Here is a 24,290-nt window from a genome sequence, read left to right on the forward strand (position 1 = left end):
ATCAGAGGGAGGACCGACACTAACCGCGCTTCGCCCGGCCGGGCCAACCGCCCTCCGCGGGAGCGGTCGGTCACTGGCCGGAAACGCATCCTCCTTCAGCGGTTGATCGCCTGGATCTCCTGGACGACTACGTCCTGCTCGGCACCGAACTCGCCATCAGGCAAATTCTGTGGCTCGTCAACACCTGTGCCGGTCCAGTGGATCTTCCAAGTGATGGTGGCCTTGAGCTGGTACGAGCCCTGGCCCGACGAGCGGAGGTACTTCACACCGCACGGCGGGGTTTCGTCCGCCTTGCCCTTTGCGTACGGCTCTCCGATACGGCCGCCTGAGATTTCGCAGACACCGGATGCCGGGTAGGTCTCGGCGTCCGCAGTCCCGGGGTCGAGTTTGAGAGAGACCGGTTCGGCGATGGTGGTCGCCCGGATGCCGAGTACCGGGTCCGACATCGATGCGTCTCCCTTCGCCCTGATGCGGTCGAAACCGGCTCCGGTTGGTAGCAAAGCATGCCGTGGCTCAGCGGTTGACCGACTGGATCTGCTCTCCGCCCGCATCACCTGTACCGGGACACTGCGTTCCCGACTGGCGTGGGCCGTTCAACGGTTGATCGCCTGGATCTCCTGTACGACGACATCCTGAGTGGCGCCGAACGTGCCGTCGGGAAGGTCACCACCCGCGCCGCCGCTACCGGTCCACTGGATCTTCCAAGTGATGGTGGCTTGGAGCGGGTACGTACCGTCGCCCGAGGAGCGCAGGTACTTCACGCCACAGGGCGGTGTCTCGTTGGCCTTGCCCTTGGCGTAGGGCTCGCCGATACGGCCGTTGTTGATCTCGCACACGCCGGATGCCGGGTAGGTCACGGCGTCCCCAGTGCCAGGCGCAATCTTCAGGGAGACCGGCTCTGCCGTCGCGGTCGCCTCGATGCCGATCGCCGGTACGGACGCGGTGACGGAGACAGGCTTGAACTCGGCGGCGTCCAGCCAGGCCCAGGTCGGGAGGTTGACCTTGGTCGCGTTCTCGGGGGCCAGGGTCACCTTGGTGCCGGGAACGCGGATTTCGGCGTACGCGAGTTCGGCGAGGATCTCCGGGGTGACGGCGTTTTCGATGTCGGCGGGCGGGGCGTCGCCCGTGTCCACCCAGAAGTAGTCCTTCGTGCAGGAGTCCCAGCCCGGCGGGTAGCTCTCGTTGACGTACGAGCCCCACCAGTAGCCCTCGCCGGTCTTGTCCTTGTTGAAGTCCTTGGAGGGATCCTCCTTGTTGAGGTACTTCTCCCGCTGCTGGGCATCCCACTGATAACCCGTCGACCCGGCCTCCCAGATCGGCTCCAGGTACTTCTGAAGCTGCTCGGGGGTGTACTTGGGGGCATACCAGCAGGGTGGCGGCGTCCACGATGTGCTCGACGTCAGCGCACCCGTGGCGTTGCCGCTGCCGTTCTTGGAGCGGTCGAAGACGACGCCACCGACGGTCACGGAGACGGTGCCGTCGTCACCGGTGTCGGCGTGCTGTTCCGTCTGACCGTCCGTGCCGCCGTCGAAGCCCTTCTCGGCATGAGCAGGGCCAGCGGCAGCCAGGGTCAGGGCCGTGAGTCCTGAAGCGAGGAGTAGGGGATTTCGCCGGATCAAGGCTGGCACTTTGCGCTCCCCCTCTGCGAGTCCAGACGCTCGGTGACCCAGACGCCGTTCTTGTTCTTGCGTAGGGTGCTGGCGTAGATGACGTAGCTGTCCTTCGTCACCGGCGTGACGTCCGTCTTGCCGGTCTCCAGGAACTTGTTGAACGCCTTGCTCTGGTCCTCGCAGTACACGAGGGCGGCGGTGCCGTCGTCCTTGACGGTCACGCTCTCGTTGTAGTAGCGCGTCAAGCCGGTCGTGCGTGCCTTGTGGTTGACGAACTCCTGGATGTACTTCTCGCTTCCGGCCGCTGCAGTGCCTTCCGAGTAGAAGCGGTACGCCTCATGAAGCCGGTCCTGTTTCGCGATGGCCATGTCCACGGCCTTGATCCGCTGCTCGGCATCCCTCAGCACGGCGTCCTTGTCCGAGTCGCCGGTCTTCTTCCACTCGAACTTGTACGTCACATCCGACGGCAGCGCGATCTTCGGACGGTCGACGGCTGTCGAGGCCGATGCCGTTGGCGACGCCGACTTCTCATCACCGACGTCCGCGCCTGCGATCTTGTCGGTGTCGTCGGATCCGCCGCCTCCGCCTCTGCAGGCGGTGAGCAGCAGGGCCGCGGATGCGGTGAGCACGGCCGTCGCGAGCCGGGCGGGGCGGTTCACTCTGGACTCCCGTTGAGGTGTGGGGTAACTCAAGCGGACCAACGCTATCGACGCGACCTGAGTGACACCAGGTGTGTTTGCGTCGAGCTTGACTCTCTAACCAGGAAAATCCCGACAGAAGCCGCCTACGAAGAGTGTGATCGCATGGACAATATTTCATACCGCAATGAAGTCCATCGGCATGGCTGAACCGGCTGAACGCCGGCATGCGCTCAACGGCCTCCTCGGTGACCCCCCACGTTTCCCCCCGTCCGGCCACAACCGCGGCCCCCGCCCCGCGCCGATGTCCTCGATCCAGCCGACCGTCAGGATCGCGAGCCCGATCAAGGGCCAGACCAGGCAGAACATCAGCACCGGGTCGGCCGCGTCCAGCGCCGCCACCGCGGTGTCGCTCTGCAGGAACGGGAGTTCGTACGCCAGGTCGATGATCGGGACCGTCGCCATGATCAGCGTGTTGTGCCACAAGTAGATCGTGACCGCGCGGTTGTTGGACAGCGTCACCACGCGGTCCCACTTCGCCAGGCGGCCCGGCAACGACTGCCAGGACGACCCGTAAACCAACAGCTACTTCGTCTACTTCGTCCCCACTGTCGGCACCGGAAGGATCTGCCACGCTTGTTTTCCGCGCTGGTAGCTCGGTCTACGCTGGAGCGATGCGGTTCGAATACGGGTCTGCGTAGTCCACGGCTGACTCGACCCAGCTCGCGTACCTACGCTGCTCACCGGACACCGAATGCCGGCAGGTTTTGTTGATGCTGGGCAAGCGGAGCTGGGGATCGATCGACTATGACGTATGCCGCGCCTGCCAGCGCGTGCATATACAGCACGCCCGTGTTCCTGCGGTGATGCAAGGCGAAGGCCACGAGGCCAGGATGCTGCGATTCGCCAGGACAAAGGCACCGCGCGGCTATCGATGGACGCTGGGCCCGGGCGTGGACACGTCCCCCTTCTGGACGAACGTGCACGGCGAGCTCGATTACACCGTCGAGCGCTCGTGTGACCACCTTCGGAAAAAGCTTCCGGGCACGTTGGAAGACCTGTGGGGACGCCTGAAGTGGTGGCGCCTCACCGGCCAGATCTGGCTTCCCCCCACTCGAGCAGACCGAAAGAAGCGCCGCAAGTTTCTCGACGCGCTGGAATAACGCTGCGTCAACTGGACTACTACCGCCCAACCTCGGTACTTCAGGGCTGGAATACGGCACTCCCCCGTTGCGACGTCAGTGTCTCGGTGACCCAGATGCCTTCCTTGTTCACCCGCAGTCGGCTGTTGTAGAGGACGTAGTTGTCCTTCGACTCCGGAGTCACCGCCATCTTGCCGTTCTTCAGGCTCTTGTTGTAGGCCTTGTTCTGGTCTTCGCAGTAGACAAGACCTGCAGTTCCGTCATCGTTGACCTGCACCTTGGCGTCGTAGTAGTGCTTCTTCCCGGTGATGCGGTCCTTGTATTCCACGAACTCCTGGATGAAATCCTGCGTCCCTGCCGCCGCTGCGCCCTCGGAGTAAAAGCGATAGGCCTTGTTGAGCGGATCCTGTTCGGCAATGGCTATATCCACAGCCTTAATGAACTGCTGGCCATCGTTCAGGACAGCGTCCTTGTCTCCATCGCCCGTCTTCGGCCAATCAAATGTGTACGTGAGATCGGACGGCAGGTTGATCATGGGCCGCTCCACCGATTCCGTCGCGCTCGCAGTCGGCGAAGCGGACGACCCCTCACTGCCGGTGTCCGCCCCCGCGATCTCCTCGTTCGCCTTCGCGTCGCCGTCATCGCCGCACCCCGCGAGGAGGAGCGCGGCCGTTGCTGCTGCGGCGGCAGTGGTGATGAGGAGGCGGCGAGGGCGGCGGGTCACAGGGGGCTCCTGGGCAGGATGTGGGGCTGGAGGCAGCGCTACGTTAGTGGTGGTTCCGGGCGCCGCACCCGAGTGAATTGCGCTGGCTTGCCGGGCTGTCCCCGTTCACTCGCCCACCACGGCACATCCGGATCAGCGCGATCTCACGGCGCACCCGCATCGGCAACTGGCGGGTTTGGGACACCCCAAGAGGGCGAATGCCCCGGTCGGACGGCCCCGACAGCGACCCAAATCTGCCAATTACCTCTCGGGGCGGGATCGGTGAGGGGTGCCGCAGCCGACGCACGCCACCCGCACCGGCATACCACCGAGGCGGGCTCACGCGTCCAGGACCAGGTCGGTGCCAGCGAGGCAGCCGTCAATGACCGACCCTGTCCAGGGTCATTGAGGTGCCCTGCTCCATATCAAGGAACGAAGATTGCCAGCGAACGCGCCAGCTCTTCCAGGTCCTCGGCGGCCTGATGGATGCGCCCGACGTCCTCCGTGGCGGTCCACATGACTACGTCCGCTTCGTGCTCCGCCACCTGCCACGCATAGCGAACGCAGGCCAGCGGATGCGGTGAGTCTTCTTGTGACACATACCGGAAAGTCGTCACGCCTTCGCCGAGCCGCTCGGAACGGAAGCTCTTGACGACGGAAGGTTCGACCGCGTTCGGGTCGTCCGCCTCGGTGAGGGCACGGAGCGTCTCCTCGCGGGGAGCTTGCGCCGGCCCGATTGCTGCACAGACCGGGAGTGGAATGTCCGTGGGGTGGTCGAGGTGGAGGAAGAGCCAGTGTTCCGAACCGGGAGGGCAGAAGGACTCGGCGCAGCGCGCCAGCGTGCCGCCGACGAAGTCCACGCCGTTCGGCCCCGGATCGAGCTCACGGTCCGCCCACAGGTCCTTCTTCGCCCCGGGCTGGGCGGACTTCGGATCCGGCGGACGGTCGCCGGACTCGGCGCGACGCGGACGGCGAACACGCTGGTGGTGGGGGCACCGAGCCGGGCGAGAGCCTCCTTCGGAGCGTTCTTGGCCCACTGCCCGATCGCGGCGAACGAGCGGGCCCCGGCCAGCACGGCCGAGCACGCGATCAGCAGCACGCTCACGAACGGGTGACGCTTCCCGCGCCAGTGCCGCGGATCAGCCAGTGTGGCCAGCCTCGGTGGCAGTCCCGGCAGTGCGCGGTGCCGACGCGAGGCGACTTGATCAGGCAGACACTGACAGACTGGCGGCACACCGAAGCTCCGGTTCAGCAGGGCGACTTGATAGGTCACCCGCTCCAACCGGAGCTTCATTGCATACGAGACGGGGCTGACCAGCAGCAGTCACACCACCGTGACCTGCAACTTCGCAGCGTCACCGGGACTTTGAAACAGCCCTGTGTGTCCCCCAGTTCGCGCTGGCGCGAGGTCCGTCGCACAAGGTTCCTGCCGTTCAGTCCGGCAGGACGACCATGTGGGCGGGAGGTACGCCGGGCATGGGCGGAGGGACGCGGAATTCGCCGGTAACAAGCACGTCCCGCACGGCGCGGTAGACGTTCGCGACTGCCGGGCCGCGGTACTCCCGGAACGTCGGTGTGGCCTGAAGGAGCAGCGATCCGTTGGGCAGTGCGATCACGGAGTGGAAGGCCTGCGATTCCCGCAGGGCGTCGGCGCCTCCCAGTCTGACGGCAACGTCGGCGGAGATGACCATGAGCCATGAATAGCCCCGCAACTCCGAGCGCCATCGAGGAGTGTTGACCGTCGGGTCACCGGCCTCACCCCGGAGGAAACGTTCGAGCTCCGTCATTTCACAGGCGTGGCGGTAGGAGACATGCCCGTACACGACGTTGTACCGATCGCACACCCACCGGGCGGACCGCAGTAGGCGGTCCTGTGCGTCCGAAGCCCTTCCCGGATCGAGAAGTTCGGCCTCATCCATGTGGACGACCAACTTCACATATTCCGGAAGGTCCTCATCAAAAGTGGCCGAGATCCAGACGTCAGGGTCGCCGATTTCACCTTCGGACGTGAATTCCCCGCTCTCGACGGTGATCGACTCCGCTCGATCGTCGATGGCCATCTTCAGCCACGGAAATACTTGCGGGCTGTACGGGTTGTAGCGGACTTCGAACGTGTCGCGCGGCGCCACCGAAACATAGGACCATCGGTTCGAGTCGCCATGTGGTTTCAGGGCGGGAACCCGAGACAGCCCTTCGGTGGAGATTCTGTACCGGCCAGCGCTCTGCAGGATATCGACTCCCGCATATTCTCGGACGCCCTCGGTGAGCCAGCGGAACGCACAGTCGTGCAACCCGGCGAATTCGGTGTCGAACACCGTGAGCTCCATCACCAGCGCATGTGAAAGGTTGGCATTGATCGCGTCGAGGATGTCCACTGAACCCATCTCCTGTTGAGCCTCCTGTTGAGCCTACTCAAGACCGAACGGGCTCGTCACCATCTTCCCGAGCACATACAGGGTGCCAGCTGTGATGGCTCCCCATGCGATGTTTCTCTGCTGTTCGGGAGTCGGCTGCCACACCTGGATGCTCAGCGGAGCGTAGACGCTGGAGGCTTCATGCCCCTTGGGGGTCTTGAAGGACTGCTTGCGCGTCCACCAGCCCACGACCCCCTGGTACCTGGGCCCCTTGTGCGGCGAGCCCAGCCGGGTTCGCGTCGACTGCACGACCAGCTGCTGCTTGGGGTTCAACGGATCGATCGTCGCCAGCTGAGGGAGTTCATGGCCTCGCTGCACGGTCTTGCCGTACTTGCGCTGTTCCTTCTGCATCGCCCTGACATAGCGGTCCAGCTGGGCAGGTGCGTCCTTTTCAGCGGTCTTGGCGGACTTCACTTCCCAGATGAAGATGTAGTCATCGAAGTAGACGACCACGTCGGCGAATCCGTCCTTGGTCTTTCCCGTGCCACCGTTGGGAATCTTCACATTGGTCCTGACCTGTATTTGGGGATTCTGCCAGTAAATGGCGGACAGATACGCCGCGATAGTCCGGACTGCGGCGTTGTGGCGAATGGTGTCGGCCACCATCTCCTTACTGTCTCGTCCCTTCTTGTCCGTTGACGTTCCGCCACCACCGCCGCCACCGGCACCTCCTGTGTTCTGGAACGGAGTCTCGGCCGTGTTCTGGCCGTAGCCATCGCATATGTCCTTCGGGCACAGGCCGGTGGGGTCGCTCTTGCTGACAGGGCTGTTGTTGCTGTAGGCGTACCCGTTGATCTGGAGCGGGTCCGCGATGTCGATGATCGGGTCGGCGGAAAGGAAGCGGCCCGAGTTCTGGTCGTATTCACGGGCACCGATGTGGGTCAGGCCCGTGGCTGCGTCGTCGATGCCAACGCCCAGGTAGCTGCGCTTGTTCGGCCATGTCGACGGCTTGGGACCGCGGAGTTCGCCGTACGGCTTGAAGGCGCGGCGGGTGACCGGCTGGCCGCTCGACAGATCCACGGACGTGCCGGCCGTGCCCAGGTGGTCGGCGAGCAGAACGCTGAGCTTGTGGGCCGTCGTCGCGCCGTTGCTCGTGGTGCGGACCACCGTCGGTGCGCCGGTGTGGGCGTACGTGCGGGACGCGCGAGTCACAGCACCTGCCGCGTCCGTCGTCACCTCGGTCTCGCCCAGGTAGAGCGTGGAGCCCGACGGGGAGTTCTCCAGGATGCGGTTGCCGTTCGCGTCGTAGACGTACGTCGTCTTCGTACCGTCGTCCGTGATGGTGTCGAGCTTGTTCTCGGCCGTCCAGGTCAGGTTCTGCGTCGTGGAGGACAGGTCCCGGACCTCGGTGTTGCCGACCGCGTCGTAGGTGTAGCTGCTGCCCTGGCCGGACGGGTTGGAGCTGACCCACTTCATGAGGTGCGGCCGCGCGGTGTCGTAGCCGTACGTGAAGGTGGTGTTATTGGACGCGTCCGCCGGGTCCTGCTCCGTCATCACGCGGCGGTTGCCGAGCCAGTCGTAGGTGAAGGACTGGCGATAGGCCGTCGTGCCGGTGGCGACCGTGGCCGCGTCGGGAGCGGTAGCCGCCAGTGTCGACGACAGCGAGCTGTCCGGGCTCGACACGTCCGTCGACGCGTCCGGGGCATCGGCCACCGGGCCGGAGGACGCCACATAGTCGGTGCGGTGGCCCCACGTCGTGCCGTTCGACGCCTTGCAGCCGGTGCCGTTGCCGTCAGGGGTGATCTTCGAGGTCCAGGCGTTGACCAGCTCGCCCATAACGTCGTACGTGAAGCACTGGCTGTCCCAGGTCTCGCCCGAGGCGTCCGACAGCTTGCGCGCGTGGGACGTGATCGTGCCCGACTTGTCGTACGAGTAGTAGCCGTCCGAGATGCGATGCGGACCCGAGGTCTCCCGGTCGGCGACCGTGCGCTGGAGACGGCCGGTGTGCGGGTCGACGAAGTTGGTGGTCCAGACCCGGTAGGGCTGGGAGCCGGACACCGTCCGCAGGACCTCGCCGTACGGCGAGTAGGTGGCGTCGGAGGTGTACCAGGCGAGTCCCGAGGTCGACTCGGCGAGGCCGTCGCCGTTGTAGCGAGTGACGACCCTCTCCTTCGCCAGTCCGCCCACGGCGGGCAGCGTGACCGAGAGCGGCTTGCCGGTCGCGGTGTAGGTGTAGGTGTAGGCGTACGTGCCGGCGACGCCCGTGGTCATCGAGTTGGCGGGGATCACCGTCTCACTGCCGGTGGGCCGGTACTCGGTGTCGTAGCCGGTGACGCGGTTGATGTAGTCGCCGTTCGCAGTGTGCCGGACCTGGGCGACCGGCTGGCCCAGGGCACCCGGCAGGGTGTCGTAGGTGAACGACTTGACCGGGATGGCCGTCTCGGAGCCTTCACGGACGTGCGTGATCCGGCCCAGCTCGTCGTACTCCGTGTACGTCGTCCGCGACTTGGCGTCCGTGACCTTCTTCGGACGGTCGGCGTCGTCGTACCACGTCTCGGTCTTCCCCACGTCGGGGTCGGCGGCGGAGGTGACCCGGCCGCGTGCATCGTACGTGTACGTCCAGGAGTTGCCCGCCGGGTCGGTGACCTTGCTGCGGTAGCCGCGGGCGTCGTACTCGTAGACGGTGGTGCGCCCCTCGCTCGTGGCCGCGTCGTCCTTGTAGTGACGGATCGAGGTGACCCGGCCGAGGGCGTCGGTGAAGGTGCGGGTCCGCGGGGCCGTCGAGCCCGCCGGGTCCACGTAGGTGCTCGTGTCGCTGTAGTAGGTGTAGGTCGCGTAGACGTAGTCGCCGTCGTGGTACGTCGACTCGCGCGCCTTACGCTCCATGCCGTCGTAGCGGTACTTGATCCAACTCGGGATCAGCGACTTCGACTTGGGGGCGAAGACCTCGGCGGCCGGTTCACCCTTCGCGAGGTAGGCGCTGGTCTGTTCATCGACCAGGCCGTGGTCGTCGTAGGTGGTGTCGGTGATGACGCGGCCGGGTCCGTGGGCCTCGGACTGGGTCTGTACCTCCCGCAACAGGCCGTCGTAGATCGTCACCTGGCGGCTGTAGGTGCCGTCGTCCTTCAGGGTCTTGATGGTGACCGCGGCGGGGCGGGTCTCGTCGGCGGTCGCGATCGCCGGTTGGTACGCGATCTCCACGTCCGGGGACTTGCCGCCCGAGGAGCGAGACGGGGACCAGCCCTTCACCAGTCGGCCCAGGACGTCGTACTCGTTGCGTGTGACCCGGCCGTTGGCGTCGGTGACCGTCAGCACCAGGCTGCGGCCCGGGTCGAAGGTAGTGGTGACGGCGTGGCCCTCGGCGTTGATGTTCTTGACGGAGGTGACCGGCCCGCCCGTCTCCGGGGTGTACTGCGTCTCGGTCGTGCCGGCACCCGGCTTGGTGACGGTGCGGGTGCGGCCGAGGCCGTCGTAAGTGGTCTTCGTGACGACCGAGTACGAAGCACCCGTGCCGTCCACAGTGGCCTCGGAGGTGACCAGGCCCTTCACCGGGGTGGCGCCGTACGTCAAGTCGTCGTAGCTATTGCGCACCGCATTGACGAGCTTGGTCGCGGGGTCGGCGGTGTCATGCGCGGCGCACGACGTGCCCGTGGTCCGCTGTTCCTTCACCAGCCCGATCAGCCACGCCGACGTGTTGTGCACATACGACGTCTTGGTGCAGGACTGGTCGGACAGCGTCTCGCCGGTCCCGTTCGGCTTGACCACGGCCGTCTCAACCTGGACCGGAAGGCCGTACATGTCGTCGACCTCGGTGAGCGTCCGGACAGCCCGCCAGCTCGGGTCGGCCATCTGGATCTCGTCTGTGCGCTTGATGCCGCTCTGATGCGCGAGGAGCGGGGCCATGTCCGTCCCGTCCTCGTTCTCCCGGGCACGGGACGCGGTCTGCTTCGACCAGGGGAAACTCAGTGTCCTCTTCTTGACGTCCTTGCCCGAGTCGAGATAGGTGATGCTCTCCGCCACCACGCCCGCGTATTGCGGCGCGTCGTCGGTGACCAGCGTGTACTTGTCGGTGGAGTCCTTCACCTCTCCGCCGGCGCCCAGGAAGTACCGCGTCTCGGTGTACGACTGCGCCTGCGGCAACCCCGTCTGGGAGCTAGTTTTGCTGCCCTTGGTCACCGCGACCTGACGGTAGCCGCGCCAGACGCTGTACGTGCGCAGGGAGGGGCGGGTGAACTCGTCGTCGCTCTTGGCCCAGGCGGAGTCCGTGTACGTGTAGACCGTGTGGACGGGCTTGCCGTGAGAGGTGACCTTGTCGGTCTCGGTCACGGAGTCGACGACGTACTTGTTGAACCAGGACTTCGCAGGTGTCTTCTCGTCGCCGTCGGGGGACCAGCGGACGGGGTAGCAAGTGCCGTTGTTTGCGCCCTTGTCCTGGGATGGCTCGGTGGCGCAGCCACCCGTGTACTCGACCTCAATGTCCCCACCGTATTCGGTGGCGACCGTGCCGATGCGCGGGCGGGTGAAGGCCGGGCGCTGGTCGTTCGGGCCGCTGGGGACCAGGTTCGGGAGCTGCCTGTCCTTCAGGCGGGTGTGCAAAGGTGACGTCGAGCCGACCGAGTACTCGGCGAAGCTCACGCCGTCCTTGTGCTGGAGGGTGCCCGTGGTGTCGCCGGGCGCGAAGCCGCGGCGGGTGATCGAGTTCAGCCACAGGCCGGGGGCCGTGTCGTACCAGTCCTCGGGGAAGGACTGGTGGAGCTCGTACGTGTCCACCTTGCCCAGGCCCGTCTGGCCCGCGCGGGCGGCCTTCGTCGTCACCGAGTCCAGGCGCATCTGCGTCCAGAAGGTAGGAAAGGGTGGGCACAGCTTCGACGTCGACTTGCAGTTGAAGTTGCCGGGGGTGTCCCACCAGGGGCGGTAGGCGCCGGGGTCGTCCGTCTTGGCGAAGTTGGCGGGGTCGCAGGCCGTCTCCGACTTCAGGCAACGCTGCTTGACGCCGAACTCGACGGTGGCGGACGGCTTGGTCAGGTCCGAGCGCATGCCGTACTCGATAGACGTCGGGTAGGCGTAGCGGTCGTACTGCTCGGGGGATGTGAACTTCTTCTTGACGGCGTAGTGGTTCGTCTCCTGCTTCCAGTTGACGACCATCGTGTTGTCGTGCATGTCGACGACCTTGTCCAGGCCCCAGCGCCAGGCCTGCTTCTTGCCCGCGCCGCAGCGGGAGTCGGCGAAGGCGGTGGCGTGGCAGGGTTCGCCGGGGTGGTTGCCGAAGACGGGGACCGTGGAGACGGAGCTCGTGTCGGCGTGGCCGCCGCCGACCTGGTTGAGGCCGAAGTAGTACTTGGTGCCGTCCCGGGTTGTGACGATCCAGTACTCGCCGTTGTTGTCGCCGTTGGTGCCGCCGGTGCGGCGCTCGATGCGGGTGCCGTCGTCCTGCTGGGGACGGTAAATCTCGGTGTCCGTCTCGGGGTCGCTGCCGGAGCCGGCGTCCCGTACCAGCTCCGTGGTCTTGCCGCCCAGCGACATCACCGCGTTGTACGACACCCAGCACAGGTCGGACGTCTTGTCCTTCTTGGCCGTGTTGTTGGGGGCGCCGGACTTGAGCGTCTTGCGGTCGTCCTGGCAAGTGCGGTAGCGGCGCTCGATATGGCCCGGGTCGTAGTCCCAACCCTCACCGATCCAGGAGGCCTGGGGGGAGGAGACCGCCGTACGACCGTCCACGATCTGGGAGTTGTAATCGAAGGTGACGCTGGGTACGGGGCCTGCCGGAGCCGCCGGCACCGTCAGCGGATACGACCAGGTGAACGCGCCCGACGAACCACCCGCCTCCCACTTGCCGTTGGAGACCAGAGGCGTGGCCTTGAAGGTACCGCCCGCGCCGCCGCCGGAGTCCACCGCGCCGACGACGGCCGTGTCACCCGTCGCGGCGACAGGGGTGGCCGAGGTACGGAACGCCGCCTGGGCGATCGACGGGCCGTCGGCCGTAGTGGTTCTCTCCGCCGAGGCCGGGGTGACCGTTCCGTCCGCCGCCGTGTCGACCGTCGCCGTGATCGACTGGGTCTTGGTGTCGTTGGTCGTCTCCATTTCCTCGTACACCTGGCACGCCTCGTCGTCCGGCGTGGTCAGGTAGCACTCGGGGAACTGGACGAAGCGCAGCCGGGAGGCCCAGTCGGCGCCGTACAGGTTCTTGAACTTGGCGTAGTCGAGCTTGACCGAGATCGGGACCGAGCCGGTCGCGGGCGCCTGCACCTTCACGACGGCGCCGTCGACGCCCTGGGACACGGGCGCGGTGCGGTCGAAGACCTGGACGGACCAGGTACCGGTGGGGGCCGGCTGGTCCGGGGCCTGCCCGAGGCTGACGGGGAGGTCGTCGACGGGGGTCAGGGCGACCTGCTGGGCGGTCGTGCCTGTGCGGGCCGAGGCCTGGGTCGTGGTGGAAGCCGTCGCGCCGAAGCTCACCGTGCCGGTGTCGGGCTGCGGGGCTGTCGTCGTGCCCGCCGGGGCCGCTTGCTGGTCCGGGGGGACCTCGACCTTCAGGGACTCCAGGTCCCGCTCGAAGACCTGGCCGGCAACGGGTTCATCCTGGGCGAGCGTCTCCAGGTCCAGGGTCTCGCGGCCCTTTTCGGCGACCGATGGATCGGGCGGCAGCGCCAGCGACTGCGCGGGCAGGAGACCCACGAACAGGGCGGCCCCGATGGTGGGTACGACGGCCGTGCGCAGACGACGCAGACGGCGGCGACGGGCATGCGAAGAGCGACCGAACACGACGAGGCCCCCCGGACCACTCAAGGCGGGACCGGGAACGGACCACGCGTGATGGCGTATCAGATGCCGGAGATTTTGTGATGCCTCTGTGGAGTTCCGCTAGATCGACTGTGCGGATGTGATGACCATCACGGTGCGTAGTGCTCTATAGCGGTACGTGATGCCCGGGTCCGCCACCTACCTGAGATAACGGAAGGCGCTGCACCTCCGCGATCAATCGCATAATTCGTCGATTACCCTGGCAAATAGCCGTCAAATCAAGGGCGTTGATGAATAATTCGCGGCGTTTTGCCCCCAAGCCCATGGTGACGCACTCGAGTTGATGCACTTCACGACAACCACCCTTACGACCCAGGAGGTTGATTGGCTCAACTCCCTTCCCCGCTCGCGAAGGGTGACGACAGCCCGCTCATAGGTCATCATCGGCTCGCCCGGCCGCGCCCTGTCCCGCGCCGGTTCCAAGGGGGAAGGGGAGCTCGCCCGATGACGCGCAAGACGCGCAACTGGCGCCGTGTGCCCGGACGTCGGACCATCGCCGCCGTACTGACCGCGGCGCTCGCCGCTACCGGCATCACCTTCTTCGGCCTCGGTCTGGACGACCCAGGTTCGCGCGAGGGGTCAGGCCAAGAGGCGAAGGCGAAGCCCGTGACCGAGGCCGCCGCGATCGCGCGGGCGACGAAGACCGGCAAGTCTGTCGAGGTCACCGCTCTGCGCACCGCGCGCTCCACCACATGGGCGCGGCCCGACGGTCTGATGGCCAAGAAACTGTACTCGTCACCGATCCGGGCCAAGGTGGGCGGCGAATGGAGGGACATCGACTACGACCTCCGCCGCACGAAGGCCGGTTGGGAGCCCAGGGCCACGAACACACGGATCGTGTTCTCGGCCGGCTCCGAGTCGCGCGACGGGGAACAGCGCGCCTCGCGCTCCACCGTGCGCCGGGTCTCCCTGGTGAAAGGGCTGAAGAGCGCCACCGCTGACGAGACCGCGAGCCCCCTGGTCACCCTGACCGTCGACGGCCACGAGATCCAGCTCACCTGGCCGGGCACGGTCCCAGCCCCGGTCATCGACGGCTCGCGCGCCCTGTACCCCGAGATCTTCCCGGGCGCCGACCTGGTGCTGACGGCCGACGACGACGGGTTCGCCCAGTTGTTGGTCCTCAAGAACCGGCAAGCCGCGGCCGATCCGCGGGCCCGGCAGATCTCGTACGGCATCACCTCCGCAACGCTGAACTTCCGGCTGGATCCGGTCACGGGCGTCCTCACCGCCGAGGACGCCTACGCCAACGAGGTCGCGATGTCGCCGACACCGCTGATGTGGGACAACAGCGGCCAGCCGGCCGTCACCGACGGATCCGTCGGCGCCACCGCCCAGCCGACCACGTCGGAAGGCCCCGCACCGACCGAGTCGGCCACCGACGGGCCGAGCGAGAGCCCGAGCCCCACCGAGGAGCTCATCGAGACCGACGAACAGGCGGACACCGCCCCCGAGACCCTGCCGGCGGCCACCGACGGCCCCGAGCCCTCGGTGTCCGAGTCCCCGCTGCCGTCCGCCCCGGCCGAGCCGACGCCCGCGCCCTCACAGACCGGCTCGGCGGCCACGCTCAGCTTGCCCGGCCTCGACGGACCCTCTCCCGACTCGCGCGGCGAGCTGGTCGAGCCCAGCCTGAATGGGGCGAACTGGGTACTCATCCCCGACCTGGCCTTCCTCAACGACCCGGCCACCACGTACCCGGTCTTCATCGACCCGTCGGTGAAGAAGCACACGCAGGACTGGACCACCGCCTACAGCCGCCACCCCAACGCCACCTTCTACAACGGCAGGGGCTTCAACAAGGGCGGTACGCACGAGGCCCGCGTCGGCTTCGAGTCGGACACCTGGGGCACCTCGCGCTCGTACTTCAACATCGCCTTCGACAAGGACCTCAAGGGCACGAAGATCACCAGCGCGAAGCTGCGGATGCTGGAGACGTACTCCTGGTCGTGCAGCGCCCGTTCGATGAGCGTGCACCTCACCGGCCCGGTCAACGGCAAGACCAACTGGAAGAACGCACCCAAGCTGCACGATGGCAACAAGTTCGCGACCAAGAGCTTCGCGCACGGATACAAGTCCGGTTGCCGGGACGCGTACGAGACGTTCGACGTGCGGAAGGCGGCCCAGAAGCAGGCCGACCAGGGCAAGGACACCATCACCTTCGGCCTGCGCGCACGTGACGAGCACTCGCAGTACGCGTGGAAGAAGTTCCAGGCCAATGGCGACAACGCGCCCGTGCTGGAGCTCGTCTACAACCGCAAACCGACCGTGGACGCCAAGTCGCTCGATCTCGGCCCGGACGGCAAGTGCACCACCACCGAGCCGTACGTCCGCATGGGCTCGGGCAACCTGACGTTCACCGCACGAGCGTCCGACAAGGACAGCAACCTCGACTACCTCGATTTCGACCTGTGGCCGCACGGCAAGTGGGAGACGACTGGCGATCTGCTGGGCTCCACCGGCAAGGTCTCCGTCGGCGGTGACAAGGACACCGCACTGCGCACGACGACGGGCTTCTCCACCAGCAAGCTCACCAACGGCACCCTGTACTCGTGGCGGGTGCGCGCCGTCGACGACGCCGGTACCAGCTCGAGCTACGCCCCGGCCAAGACGCCGTGCCGCTTCGTCCTCGACACCACCGCGCCCAGGCCGCCGAAGGTCAGCTCCACCGACTTCCCCAACGCCGACGGCAGCGAGAACGGCTTCGGCAACGACGCCGAGGACGCCAACTGGTCCACCAAGAAGTTCGGCACACCCGGGTCGTTCACGGTCCGCGCGCTAAACAGCGACGTCGTGCGCTACGAGTATGGCTTCAACTCGCCCACCTACACCGGCAGCCTCACCCGCACCGCTGGCACGGCCACCAGCGTCAGCGCGACCCTCTCGAACGCCAAACCGCCGACGGCCGGGCCCAACGTGCTCTACGTCAGAGCCGTGGACAGCGCGGGCAACCCCTCACAGGCGACGAAGTACTTCTTCTACGTCACGCCCCGGGACCAGGCCGACGCGCCCGGCGACTTCACCGGCGACAAACTTCCCGACATGATGGTGGTCACCGAGGCTGGCAATTTGGCCATGTATCCCTCGCAGGCCACCACCGACCTCGCCAAGGGCAGCGGCGACCTGGACTACTCGATGCCCGGCGCCTACCGGGACAACCCCGACAAGGACCCCAACGGCGACGACCTGCCACCCTACGTGGCCGCGCCCAACGGTCACTTCAAGGGCGCGCTGATCACCCACAACGGCGACATCTACGGCGGCGACGGTCTCCAGGACCTGGTCGTCAGGGTCGGAGGCAAGCTGTGGGTGTACCCCGGTGACGGCTACGGCGCCGTCAACATCGACAAGCGCCGCGAAATCCTCCTCCCCGACGGCGCCCCCAGCCCCGCCGACCTGACCCAGTTCGTGTCGGCAGGCGACGCCACCGGAGACGGCCGGACCGACTTCTTCGCCACCATCGGCGACGAGCTGTGGGTCTTCACCGGCTACCACGGAGCAACCATCGACCAGGCGACCCGGCTGTGGGCCTCGGGCTGGACCAGCCGGGACATCGTCACCGCGCTGGATATCAGCGGCGACGGTGTCACCGACCTCGTCTACCGGTCCGACACGTCGGGCAGGCTCCTGCTGCGCAAGGGCATCGCCGCCTCCGGAGGCGGGGTCAGCCTCACCTCACTGGGCAACGCCGGAAGCTCGGCCGGGGGCGAGGACAGCGAGTACGGCGCAGCAGGCTGGGCGGTCAGCAACTTCCCGCTGCTCATGGGCACCCCCGACGCCAACGGCGACGCCATCCCCGACGTATGGGGCGTGCGGTCCGACGGATCCGTACGGTTCTACGCGGGCGGGCGGACCACCGTTCCGGGGTCCGGCACAGAGATCATCGCTCCGGCGAGCTACTGGAAGACGCGCATCGCGATCGGGTGACGCCGTCCCTGGCCGCCAGTTGACGACACTGGCGGCCAGGTGCACGTGCGACAGAAGAAAGGAAACGGTCTCCAGCCAGGTCCCGGTATCTCCTACCTGGCGTGTGTGCGCCTCTTGCGACCCCCGTCCGGCCACAGCTGCGGCTTCCTCTTCGCCGCCAGGTCCTCCGCCCAACCGAACCAGACGATGCAGCCCCCGATGAGCACCCAAGTGAGGGCCAGGGTCGGCCATGGGCTCTCCAACAGCCACGAGTAGTGCTGCTCCAACGTCTCCACACTCCACAGCCGGTCCCACAGCGTCGCGGCCACGAGAATGCAGATGTTGTGCCAGAGGTAGATCGTCACGGCGCGGGAATTAAGGAGCTCGATCAGGCCGGACCAGCGGTGCAGCCGGTGGGGCCACTCGGACCAGGACGGGCTGACGTGCAACAGCAGCAAAACCGTTCCGAAGGACCACATGGCCTGGGCCAGGGGCATGCTGTCCAGATCGTGGTCCGTGGTGAAGTTGTGGCTCACGGCGTACCAGAGGCCCAGGCCTGCGATGAACGGGGCGACGGACGGGATGACGTAGCGCGGCAGGCGCTTCAGGACGCCTTCCTGGTACGCCATGCCGAGGATCCAACAAGCGCCGAACGTGCTGAAGTCCGTGACGGCGGAGTCGATTCGCTCGCCGGGCAGGGAGAGCAGGCCGGATTCGAGGGCGGCCGACAGGGCGATCGGCATCAGGATCGTCGGCCACGGCAGCCGGCGCAGAGCTCGCAACAGGAAGGGGGAAAGGAGGACGTACCAGACATAGGCGCGGACGTACCACAGCGGTCCGGCCAGTTCCGTGGCCCAGTCCTCACCGAGGAGACCTTGAATGCCGGGCAGGCCCTCGGCGTACGGCGGGTCGCTGAGCGGCAGGATCCAAAACGTGAGGTGGAGCCACCACGAACCGGGGTGGCCGTCGTCCTCCGGTCCCCAACCCTGCAACAGCATCCCCGCCACGCCGATCGCACCCAGTAGCCACAGCGGAGGAAGCAGTCGGCGGAGCCGGCCTCGTACGACGGACAACGGCGGGCGCTTGAGCGAGCGGGCCATGAGATTGCCCGCGAGGGCGAACATCACGCCCATGGACGGGAACACCAACGGCAGCCACGCCCAGCCTGTCAGGTGGTAGAGGACTACTCGAAAGAGGGCGATGGCGCGGAGCAGGTCGAAGTAGCGGTCTCTGACCCGCCCCTGGGAATGGGAGGGTGGCTGATCTGGGGCGTCCGTGCCGGACGGCATGGTGGCTGGGCTGCTCATCCCACCGGCCTCCGGTCCTCACTGCTCGTAGTCCGCGGGCTGGGGACCGCCCCCAACGGCGCCCCGACCGCTCCCGTCCGCCGCAGCTTCTGCCACCGCAGCCGACCGCCCGTCAGGGCGGTGATCCAGGACTGGAGGAGGACCACGTACATGAGTTGGCGGTAGAGGATCTGCTGGAGGGGAAGCGAGATGAGGTGGGTCATGCGTTCGCGGTCCAGGCGGAACGCGTACGCCGCGCAGAAGAGCTGGATGGCCAGGACGCCCAGCCAGGCCATGATCGTCTTTCCGGTCGGGCCGAAGATGATGCCGTACAACAAGAACACGTCGATCAGCGGGGCCAGGAGTGGGGCCAGCACCATGAACAGGGACACCAGCGGCAGGCCCACGCGGCCGAAGCGGCCCGACGGGCCTCGGTCCAGAAGGGCGCGGCGGTGCTTCCAGATGGCCTGCATCGTGCCGTACGACCAGCGGTAACGCTGCGACCACAGCTGCTGGACCGTTTCCGGGGCCTCGGTCCAGGCGCGGGCGTTCTCCGCGTAGACGACTCGCCAGCCGTCGCGGTGCAACGCCATGGTGATGTCGGTGTCCTCGGCGAGGGTGTCGTCGCTCATGCCGCCGACTCGTTCCAACGCCGATCGGCGGAACGCGCCGACCGCGCCGGGGATCGTCGGCATGCAGCGCAGGATGTCGTACATGCGGCGGTCGAGGTTGAAGCCCATCACGTACTCGATGTGCTGCCAGGCCCCGATGAGGGAGTCCCGGTTGCCGACCTTCGCATTGCCCGCGACGGCGCCCACGCGCGAATCGCCGAAGGGCTGGACGAGTTCGCGGACCGTGGACGGTTCGAAGACGGTGTCGCCGTCCATCATCACGATGATGTCGTAACGGGCGTTCGCCAGGCCCCGGTTGAGCGCCGCCGGCTTGCCCGCGTTGAGCTGGCGTACCACCCGGACGTTCGGCAGGCCCATCGCCTCGACGATCCGTGCCGTGCCGTCGGAGGAGCCGTCGTCGACGACGATCACCTCGATCGGGTGCTCGCTCGCCATCAGGGAACGGACGGTGTTCTCGATGCACTTGGCCTCGTTGTACGCCGGGACCAGCACCGACACCGGTTCGGTGACCGGCGGTCCCCAGCGGAAGCCGGGGCGCCGGACGCGGCGGGCGTGCCAGCCGGAGAGGACGAGCATCAGGACGAAGCGGCCGATGACGAGGGAGCCGACCGCCGCCAGGCCGACCACCAGCACGTCGGTGATGTTCTCCGAGGCCTGGACGAGAACGATCCATGCCTTGCCCTTCCACAGCTCCAGGCCGCTGACCTGCGTGTGCGCGCTGGGCGCGTCGAGGGCCTCGGTGAGGTTGTCGAACTCGTAGCCCCGGTCCTTCATGTCCGGCAGGAACCGGTCCAGCGCCACCACCGTCTGGCTGCGGTCGCCGCCGGAGTCGTGCATCAGGACGATCGCGCCCTTGCCGTCGGCCGGGGTGGAGCGGCGGATGATCTCGTCGGCGCCGGGCCTGCGCCAGTCCTCGCTGTCGGTGTTGTTGACGACGGTGATGTAGCCGCGCCTGCCGATGTACTCCGTCACCGGCCAGGACTTGTTGTCCATCGCGGCGGAGAACGAGGAGTACGGCGGGCGGAAGAGCGAGGTGCGGATGCCGGCGGCGCCGGATATCGCGAGCTGGTTCTGGGACAGCTCCCAGTCGATGCGCTGCTTCGACTGGTAGGAGAGGTCGGGGTGGTTGAAGGTGTGCAGGCCGACCTCGTGGCCCTCCTCCACCATGCGTTTGACCAGGTCGGGATAGCGCGAGGCCATGGTGCCGGTGACGAAGAAGACGGCGTGCGCGTCGTGCTTCTTCAGTACGTCCAGGACCTTCGGCGTCCAGACCGGGTCCGGGCCGTCGTCGAAGGTGAGGACGAGACGGTGGTCGGGCACGCTCAGGCTCGCGGTGCGGCCGCTGCGCGTGTCGATGACCGGGCCGCCGTTCAGGATCCGCTCCGGTACGCGGTCGGTGGCGGCCGGGGGGCGGACGCGGTGGTCGGCCAGGATCTCGCTGTGCACATAGCCGCGCAGCATCAGCATCGCCATCAGGGCGACGAGGACGAGCACGGGCAGCAGATAGCGCAGGGGCAGGCGGCGGCGTCGGGAGCCGTCGCGGGCTCCGGTCCGGCCGGCCCCTTGACGGCTTGGGCGGGATGCCATCAGAGGTGGTACTCCAGGGACTACAGGGACGGGGTGGTGAGCGCGGCGGCAGCCTGGTCCTGGGCGGCGGGGACGGCTGGGCGGGCCGTCCGCCACCGTGCCGGTGCCGGCGCTCGTGCCCCCTGTCACCGCCCGCCGACGGGGACGGGTCGGCCGAGGGGCCGCCGGTGGGGCTCGGGTCGGGCGAGTTGGTGACCGGCGACGACGGAACGGGCGGGGCCGGGTCGCTGGTGCGGGGCCGGGATCGTCGCGTCGCGGTGGGCGTGGGGTCGGCGGACGTGCCCTGCGCGTCGGGGGTGGTGCGGTGCCGGGGCGGTGGCGTCGGCGTCGCCCGGCACCGGGTGGTGTCGGCGCGGCCGTCGGCGTGCTGCCCGGGGTTTCGACGCCGGGGGCGGTGGGCTGCGCCGACTGTGCGGGCAGCGGAGGGCTGTCGACCTTGCCGGCCGGTTTGCCGTTCTGGTCCGGGACGGGCAGCCAGGGGGCGTTGGAGCTGCCGGACAGGAGCGTCGCGACCATGACGACGGCGTAGATCGCGCAGGCCAGGCCCACGGCCATGCCTATGCGGCGGAACGTGCGGCTTCTGCGCCCCGACTCGTCCACGAACACAGGCCCGTCGGAGGCGTCCTGCGCCCCGCCCGGCCGCGCGGGTCCCGGCTGCCCGGGGACCAGCTGACCCAGGTGCAGGCCTACGGCGTCGAGCTGGACGGTGACCTCGTGGGGGTCGTGGGTGGGGTCGCCGGATATCTCGGGGGACATCTCGGTGTGCCTGCCCGCCGCACCGCCGGCACGTCTACCAGGGTGTCCGCTCTCCTCGGGTTCCGCCCAGGGATCGCGTAGGGCGATCGCCCTGGTCTCCGGATCGCGGTCGTCGTCCTGTACGGCCGACGTACTCGCGGTCTCCGGGAAGGCCTGGGTCTGACCGACCCGGTCCCGACCCCGGCCCGGCAGCCCCCGCACTTCCCCCGTCGGGGACGCAGGCTCGGGCCACTCTGCTTCAGGTCGGGCGTCTTCTCGCCACTTGCTCACGCGCGCACTTCCCCCCACGGGACAGTTCCGGGTGCGCAGACGACACCGAGCACCCGTCGACCGAACCAAGCCCCCATGAGGTTCGAGCGCCCCGTTTACCACACCGTGCTCGGGCCATGAATGTAGCGCACGCGGAGGTTGTGTGTGTGCGGGGTGTCATTTCTGGACATTCGGCGAGCGCCTGTCGATGGCGGGGATCCAGCCCCCCACCGGCAGCCGCAGCCACCCCTTCTCGGCCGCCAGCCCGGCAGCCGCCCGACGCAGCGCGTCGAACGCCGGATGTACCAGCCCCTTCCGCCACACCAACGACACCGGTGACAGCGGAACGGGGTCGACGAGCGGCCGCCGTACCGTCCGGGGCATGTCCGGGAAGTCCACCACGGCAAGCACCGGGCAGCGGGTCTTGGCCATGATCCGCTCGAACTCCTCGTCGCCGACGGCCAGGGGAAGCGGTGGCGCGATCTCGATCCCCCGCCCCTCGAACAGTCGGCGCGCCAGGTCGGTCCACTCCGGCGTCCGCGGGTTCCCCGCCCCCGCGTACACGGTCTCGCCCGCCAGCTCGGCGAGCGGCACCGCCTCCAGGGAGACCAGCCGGTGGTCCTCGGGCAGCACGATCGCCATCGGCTCGTACCGGACGAACTGGTGCTCCAGCCGGGCCTGCAGCGCCGGTTCCAGCCCCGCGAAGTGCCCGAACGACGCGTCGAGCCGCCCGGCGAGCAGCTCCCCCGCCGCGCCGGTCAGCCCGCTCTCGTAGCGGGCCATCAGCTCATGTTCCGGGGCGAGTTCACGGGCCCGGTGCAGCACCTGGCGCGGGGTGCCGAGCCCCGGGGAGTTCAGGTCGACCAGCAGGGGGCGGGCCTGCCCGAAGGCGGCGAGAAGCTCCTCCTGCGCCGTCAGCACCCGGCGTGCGTACGGCAGCAGCCGCTCGCCGTCCGCCGTCAGCGTCACCTGCCGGGTGGTCCGTACGAACAGCTCGGCGCCCACCTCCCGCTCCAGCCGCCGTACGTCCCTGCTGAGCGCCTGCTGGGCGACGTAGAGACGGGCCGCGGCGCGGGTGAAGTGCAGCTCCTCGGCGACGGTGACGAAGGCGCGCAGGAGGCGGGGGTCGAGGTGGGGCGGGGCGGGCATCCGGCGAACTTACAACACGGGTGCGTGAATCGGTACGGAGTAAGTGTTGGACCCGGTGATCGTTCACGGGCGACGGTTGCCCCATGCCGGACAGCCCTCAGCCCCTCCGCACCGCCACCCCTCAGCCCCTCCACACCGTCACCGCGGACTCCCTCGTCACCGTCGACTTCTCCCCCCGCTCCGGCGACCGCCGGCCCAGCCCGTACCGCCGCCTGTTCACGATCCCCGGCACCCGGGCCTTCACGGCCGGGAACCTGATCGCCCGGCTTCCCATGGGCATGTTCAGCGTGAGCGCGGTCGTGATGATCGCCGGCACGCGGGGCTCGTACGCCCTCGCCGGCGCCGTCACCGCGACCGGCCTCGCGGCGACCGCGGTGGTCGCTCCGTGGGTCGCCCGGCTCATCGACCGCCACGGCCAGGCCCGGATCGCCGTACCGGCCACGCTGCTGGCGGTCCTCGGCAGCCTGGCCCTGCTGCTCTGCGTGCACTACGACGCCCCCGACTGGACCCTCTTCGCCGCCTACGCCGCCACCGCGACGACCCCCAACATCGGCGGCATGTCCCGCGCCCGCTGGGCCCATCTGCTGCGCGGCGACGCCGAGGCCCTGCACACCGCGAACTCCTTCGAGCAGGCCGCGGACGAGCTGTGCTTCATGCTGGGCCCGGTGCTCGCGGCCCTGCTGTGCGGGACGCTCTTCCCGGAGGCGGGCACGCTGGCCGGCGCGGTGCTGCTGCTCACCGGCATGCTGCTGTTCACCGCACAGCGTTCGACGCAGCCGCCCGTCGGACCCCTCCGGAAAACCCGGTCCCCGCTCCGCTCACCCGGCATCCCCCGGCTGCTCACCGCCTTCCTGGCCACCGGCGCGGTGTTCGGCTCGATGGAGGTGGTCACGATCGCCTTCGCCGACGCACAGGGCAGCCGCGCGGCGGCGGGTGTCCTGCTCAGCCTCCAGGCGGCGGCCTCGGGCGCGGCCGGGCTGCTGTTCGGCACGCTGCGGCCGACGGGCCCGGCGGAACGCCGGCTGCCGTGGTGCATGGCCGCCATGGCGGCCCTCATGGCCCTCCCCCTACTGGCCGCGAACCTGACGCCGTCCCTCGTCGCCCTGGCGGCCGCACTGCTCCTGGCCGGCACGGCAACGGCGCCCACGATGGTCACCGCCATGACGCTTCTCCAGCACCGCACGCCCGCCGACCGGCTCAACGAGGGCATGACCCTCGCCGTGACCGCCCTCCTCGGCGGCATCGCCTGCGGCAGCGCCGTCGGCGGCTGGGCGGTGGAGCAGCTGTCGGTGACGGCCGGGTACGGCGTGCCCGTCGCGGCGGCCACCCTGGCGCTGGCGGTCTCGCTCGGTTCGTTCGGCGGCCCGAACCGCCTCACGGATTCCCGCGCAAGTTCCAGCGCAAGTTCCCGCGCAACCCATTGACGCCCTCACAGCTCCCCCATACCTTCCCCCGTCGAAGCGCTTCGACGTTTCTCTCCCTG

General features: G+C 68.0%; 12 protein-coding genes and 3 pseudogenes. 3 read left to right on the forward strand and 12 right to left on the reverse strand.

Annotated features, from left to right (window positions below):
* Nucleotides 1-95: 95 nt before the first annotated feature.
* The 4 genes and pseudogenes from StrepF001_RS20965 to StrepF001_RS20980 all read right to left on the reverse strand — a co-directional run.
* Nucleotides 96-437, reverse strand: a pseudogene (locus StrepF001_RS20965) (hypothetical protein); the annotation flags it as partial.
* Nucleotides 438-593: 156 nt separating this feature from the next.
* On the reverse strand, nt 594-1,568 hold the full coding sequence (locus tag StrepF001_RS20970; protein WP_129800074.1) for a hypothetical protein: 975 nt from the start codon (nt 1,566-1,568) through the stop codon (nt 594-596).
* A 47-nt stretch (nt 1,569-1,615) separates the two neighbouring features.
* Nucleotides 1,616-2,269: a hypothetical protein gene (locus StrepF001_RS20975; RefSeq protein WP_129799778.1), complete on the reverse strand. Its 654-nt coding sequence runs from the start codon at nt 2,267-2,269 to the stop codon at nt 1,616-1,618.
* Between the two features lie 156 nt (nt 2,270-2,425).
* Nucleotides 2,426-2,815: pseudogene (locus StrepF001_RS20980) on the reverse strand (hypothetical protein); the annotation flags it as partial.
* A 206-nt stretch (nt 2,816-3,021) separates the two neighbouring features.
* On the opposite strand from StrepF001_RS20980, the gene StrepF001_RS20985 reads away from it, so the two are divergent.
* Nucleotides 3,022-3,411: a hypothetical protein gene (locus StrepF001_RS20985; protein ID WP_129799779.1), complete on the forward strand. Its 390-nt coding sequence runs from the start codon at nt 3,022-3,024 to the stop codon at nt 3,409-3,411.
* A gap of 40 nt (nt 3,412-3,451) precedes the next feature.
* Here the strand turns inward: StrepF001_RS20985 and StrepF001_RS20990 are convergent, their stop codons facing one another.
* From StrepF001_RS20990 to StrepF001_RS21010, 5 genes and pseudogenes are all read right to left on the reverse strand, one after another.
* Nucleotides 3,452-4,114: a hypothetical protein gene (locus StrepF001_RS20990; protein ID WP_240797600.1), complete on the reverse strand. Its 663-nt coding sequence runs from the start codon at nt 4,112-4,114 to the stop codon at nt 3,452-3,454.
* A gap of 404 nt (nt 4,115-4,518) precedes the next feature.
* Complete coding sequence (locus tag StrepF001_RS20995) at nt 4,519-4,953, reverse strand: hypothetical protein (protein WP_240797642.1); 435 nt, start codon at nt 4,951-4,953, stop codon at nt 4,519-4,521.
* 83 nt (nt 4,954-5,036) lie between these two features.
* Nucleotides 5,037-5,387, reverse strand: a pseudogene (locus StrepF001_RS48120) (transposase family protein); the annotation flags it as partial.
* A gap of 139 nt (nt 5,388-5,526) precedes the next feature.
* Nucleotides 5,527-6,468, reverse strand: coding sequence for a hypothetical protein (locus StrepF001_RS21005; RefSeq protein WP_129799780.1), 942 nt, complete (start codon nt 6,466-6,468; stop codon nt 5,527-5,529).
* Between the two features lie 33 nt (nt 6,469-6,501).
* Nucleotides 6,502-13,209 (reverse strand): RHS repeat-associated core domain-containing protein, encoded by a 6,708-nt coding sequence (locus StrepF001_RS21010; protein WP_240797601.1) that lies wholly within the window; start codon nt 13,207-13,209, stop codon nt 6,502-6,504.
* Between the two features lie 483 nt (nt 13,210-13,692).
* Here StrepF001_RS21010 and StrepF001_RS21015 point away from each other — a divergent pair, with 483 nt between their 5' ends.
* Nucleotides 13,693-17,169: a DNRLRE domain-containing protein gene (locus tag StrepF001_RS21015; RefSeq protein WP_129799781.1), complete on the forward strand. Its 3,477-nt coding sequence runs from the start codon at nt 13,693-13,695 to the stop codon at nt 17,167-17,169.
* Between the two features lie 92 nt (nt 17,170-17,261).
* Here StrepF001_RS21015 and StrepF001_RS21020 read toward each other — a convergent pair whose 3' ends face one another.
* From StrepF001_RS21020 to StrepF001_RS21030, 3 genes are all read right to left on the reverse strand, one after another.
* On the reverse strand, nt 17,262-18,437 hold the full coding sequence (locus StrepF001_RS21020; RefSeq protein WP_129800077.1) for an acyltransferase: 1,176 nt from the start codon (nt 18,435-18,437) through the stop codon (nt 17,262-17,264).
* 14 nt (nt 18,438-18,451) lie between these two features.
* On the reverse strand, nt 18,452-20,653 hold the full coding sequence (locus tag StrepF001_RS21025; RefSeq protein ID WP_129800076.1) for a glycosyltransferase: 2,202 nt from the start codon (nt 20,651-20,653) through the stop codon (nt 18,452-18,454).
* A gap of 1,182 nt (nt 20,654-21,835) precedes the next feature.
* On the reverse strand, nt 21,836-22,807 hold the full coding sequence (locus StrepF001_RS21030; RefSeq protein ID WP_129799782.1) for a LysR family transcriptional regulator: 972 nt from the start codon (nt 22,805-22,807) through the stop codon (nt 21,836-21,838).
* An 83-nt stretch (nt 22,808-22,890) separates the two neighbouring features.
* Between StrepF001_RS21030 and StrepF001_RS21035 the strand changes: the two genes are divergently transcribed.
* Complete coding sequence (locus tag StrepF001_RS21035; protein WP_129799783.1) at nt 22,891-24,231, forward strand: MFS transporter; 1,341 nt, start codon at nt 22,891-22,893, stop codon at nt 24,229-24,231.
* Nucleotides 24,232-24,290 lie beyond the last annotated feature (59 nt).

It is taken from the genome of Streptomyces sp. F001 (assembly GCF_004187715.1).
In the GTDB taxonomy this organism is placed as follows: domain Bacteria; phylum Actinomycetota; class Actinomycetes; order Streptomycetales; family Streptomycetaceae; genus Streptomyces; species Streptomyces flavusporus.

What these genes read in the sequence shown, in the direction of transcription:
- StrepF001_RS20985 (WP_129799779.1), top strand. Translation starts at nt 3,022, where the DNA reads ATGCTGGGCAAGCGGAGCTGGGGATCGATCGACTATGACGTATGCCGC.
- StrepF001_RS21015 (WP_129799781.1), top strand. Translation starts at nt 13,693, where the DNA reads ATGACGCGCAAGACGCGCAACTGGCGCCGTGTGCCCGGACGTCGGACC.
- StrepF001_RS21020 (WP_129800077.1), bottom strand. Translation starts at nt 18,437, where the DNA reads ATGCCGTCCGGCACGGACGCCCCAGATCAGCCACCCTCCCATTCCCAG.
- StrepF001_RS21025 (WP_129800076.1), bottom strand. Translation starts at nt 20,653, where the DNA reads ATGGCATCCCGCCCAAGCCGTCAAGGGGCCGGCCGGACCGGAGCCCGC.
- StrepF001_RS21030 (WP_129799782.1), bottom strand. Translation starts at nt 22,807, where the DNA reads ATGCCCGCCCCGCCCCACCTCGACCCCCGCCTCCTGCGCGCCTTCGTC.
- StrepF001_RS21035 (WP_129799783.1), top strand. Translation starts at nt 22,891, where the DNA reads ATGCCGGACAGCCCTCAGCCCCTCCGCACCGCCACCCCTCAGCCCCTC.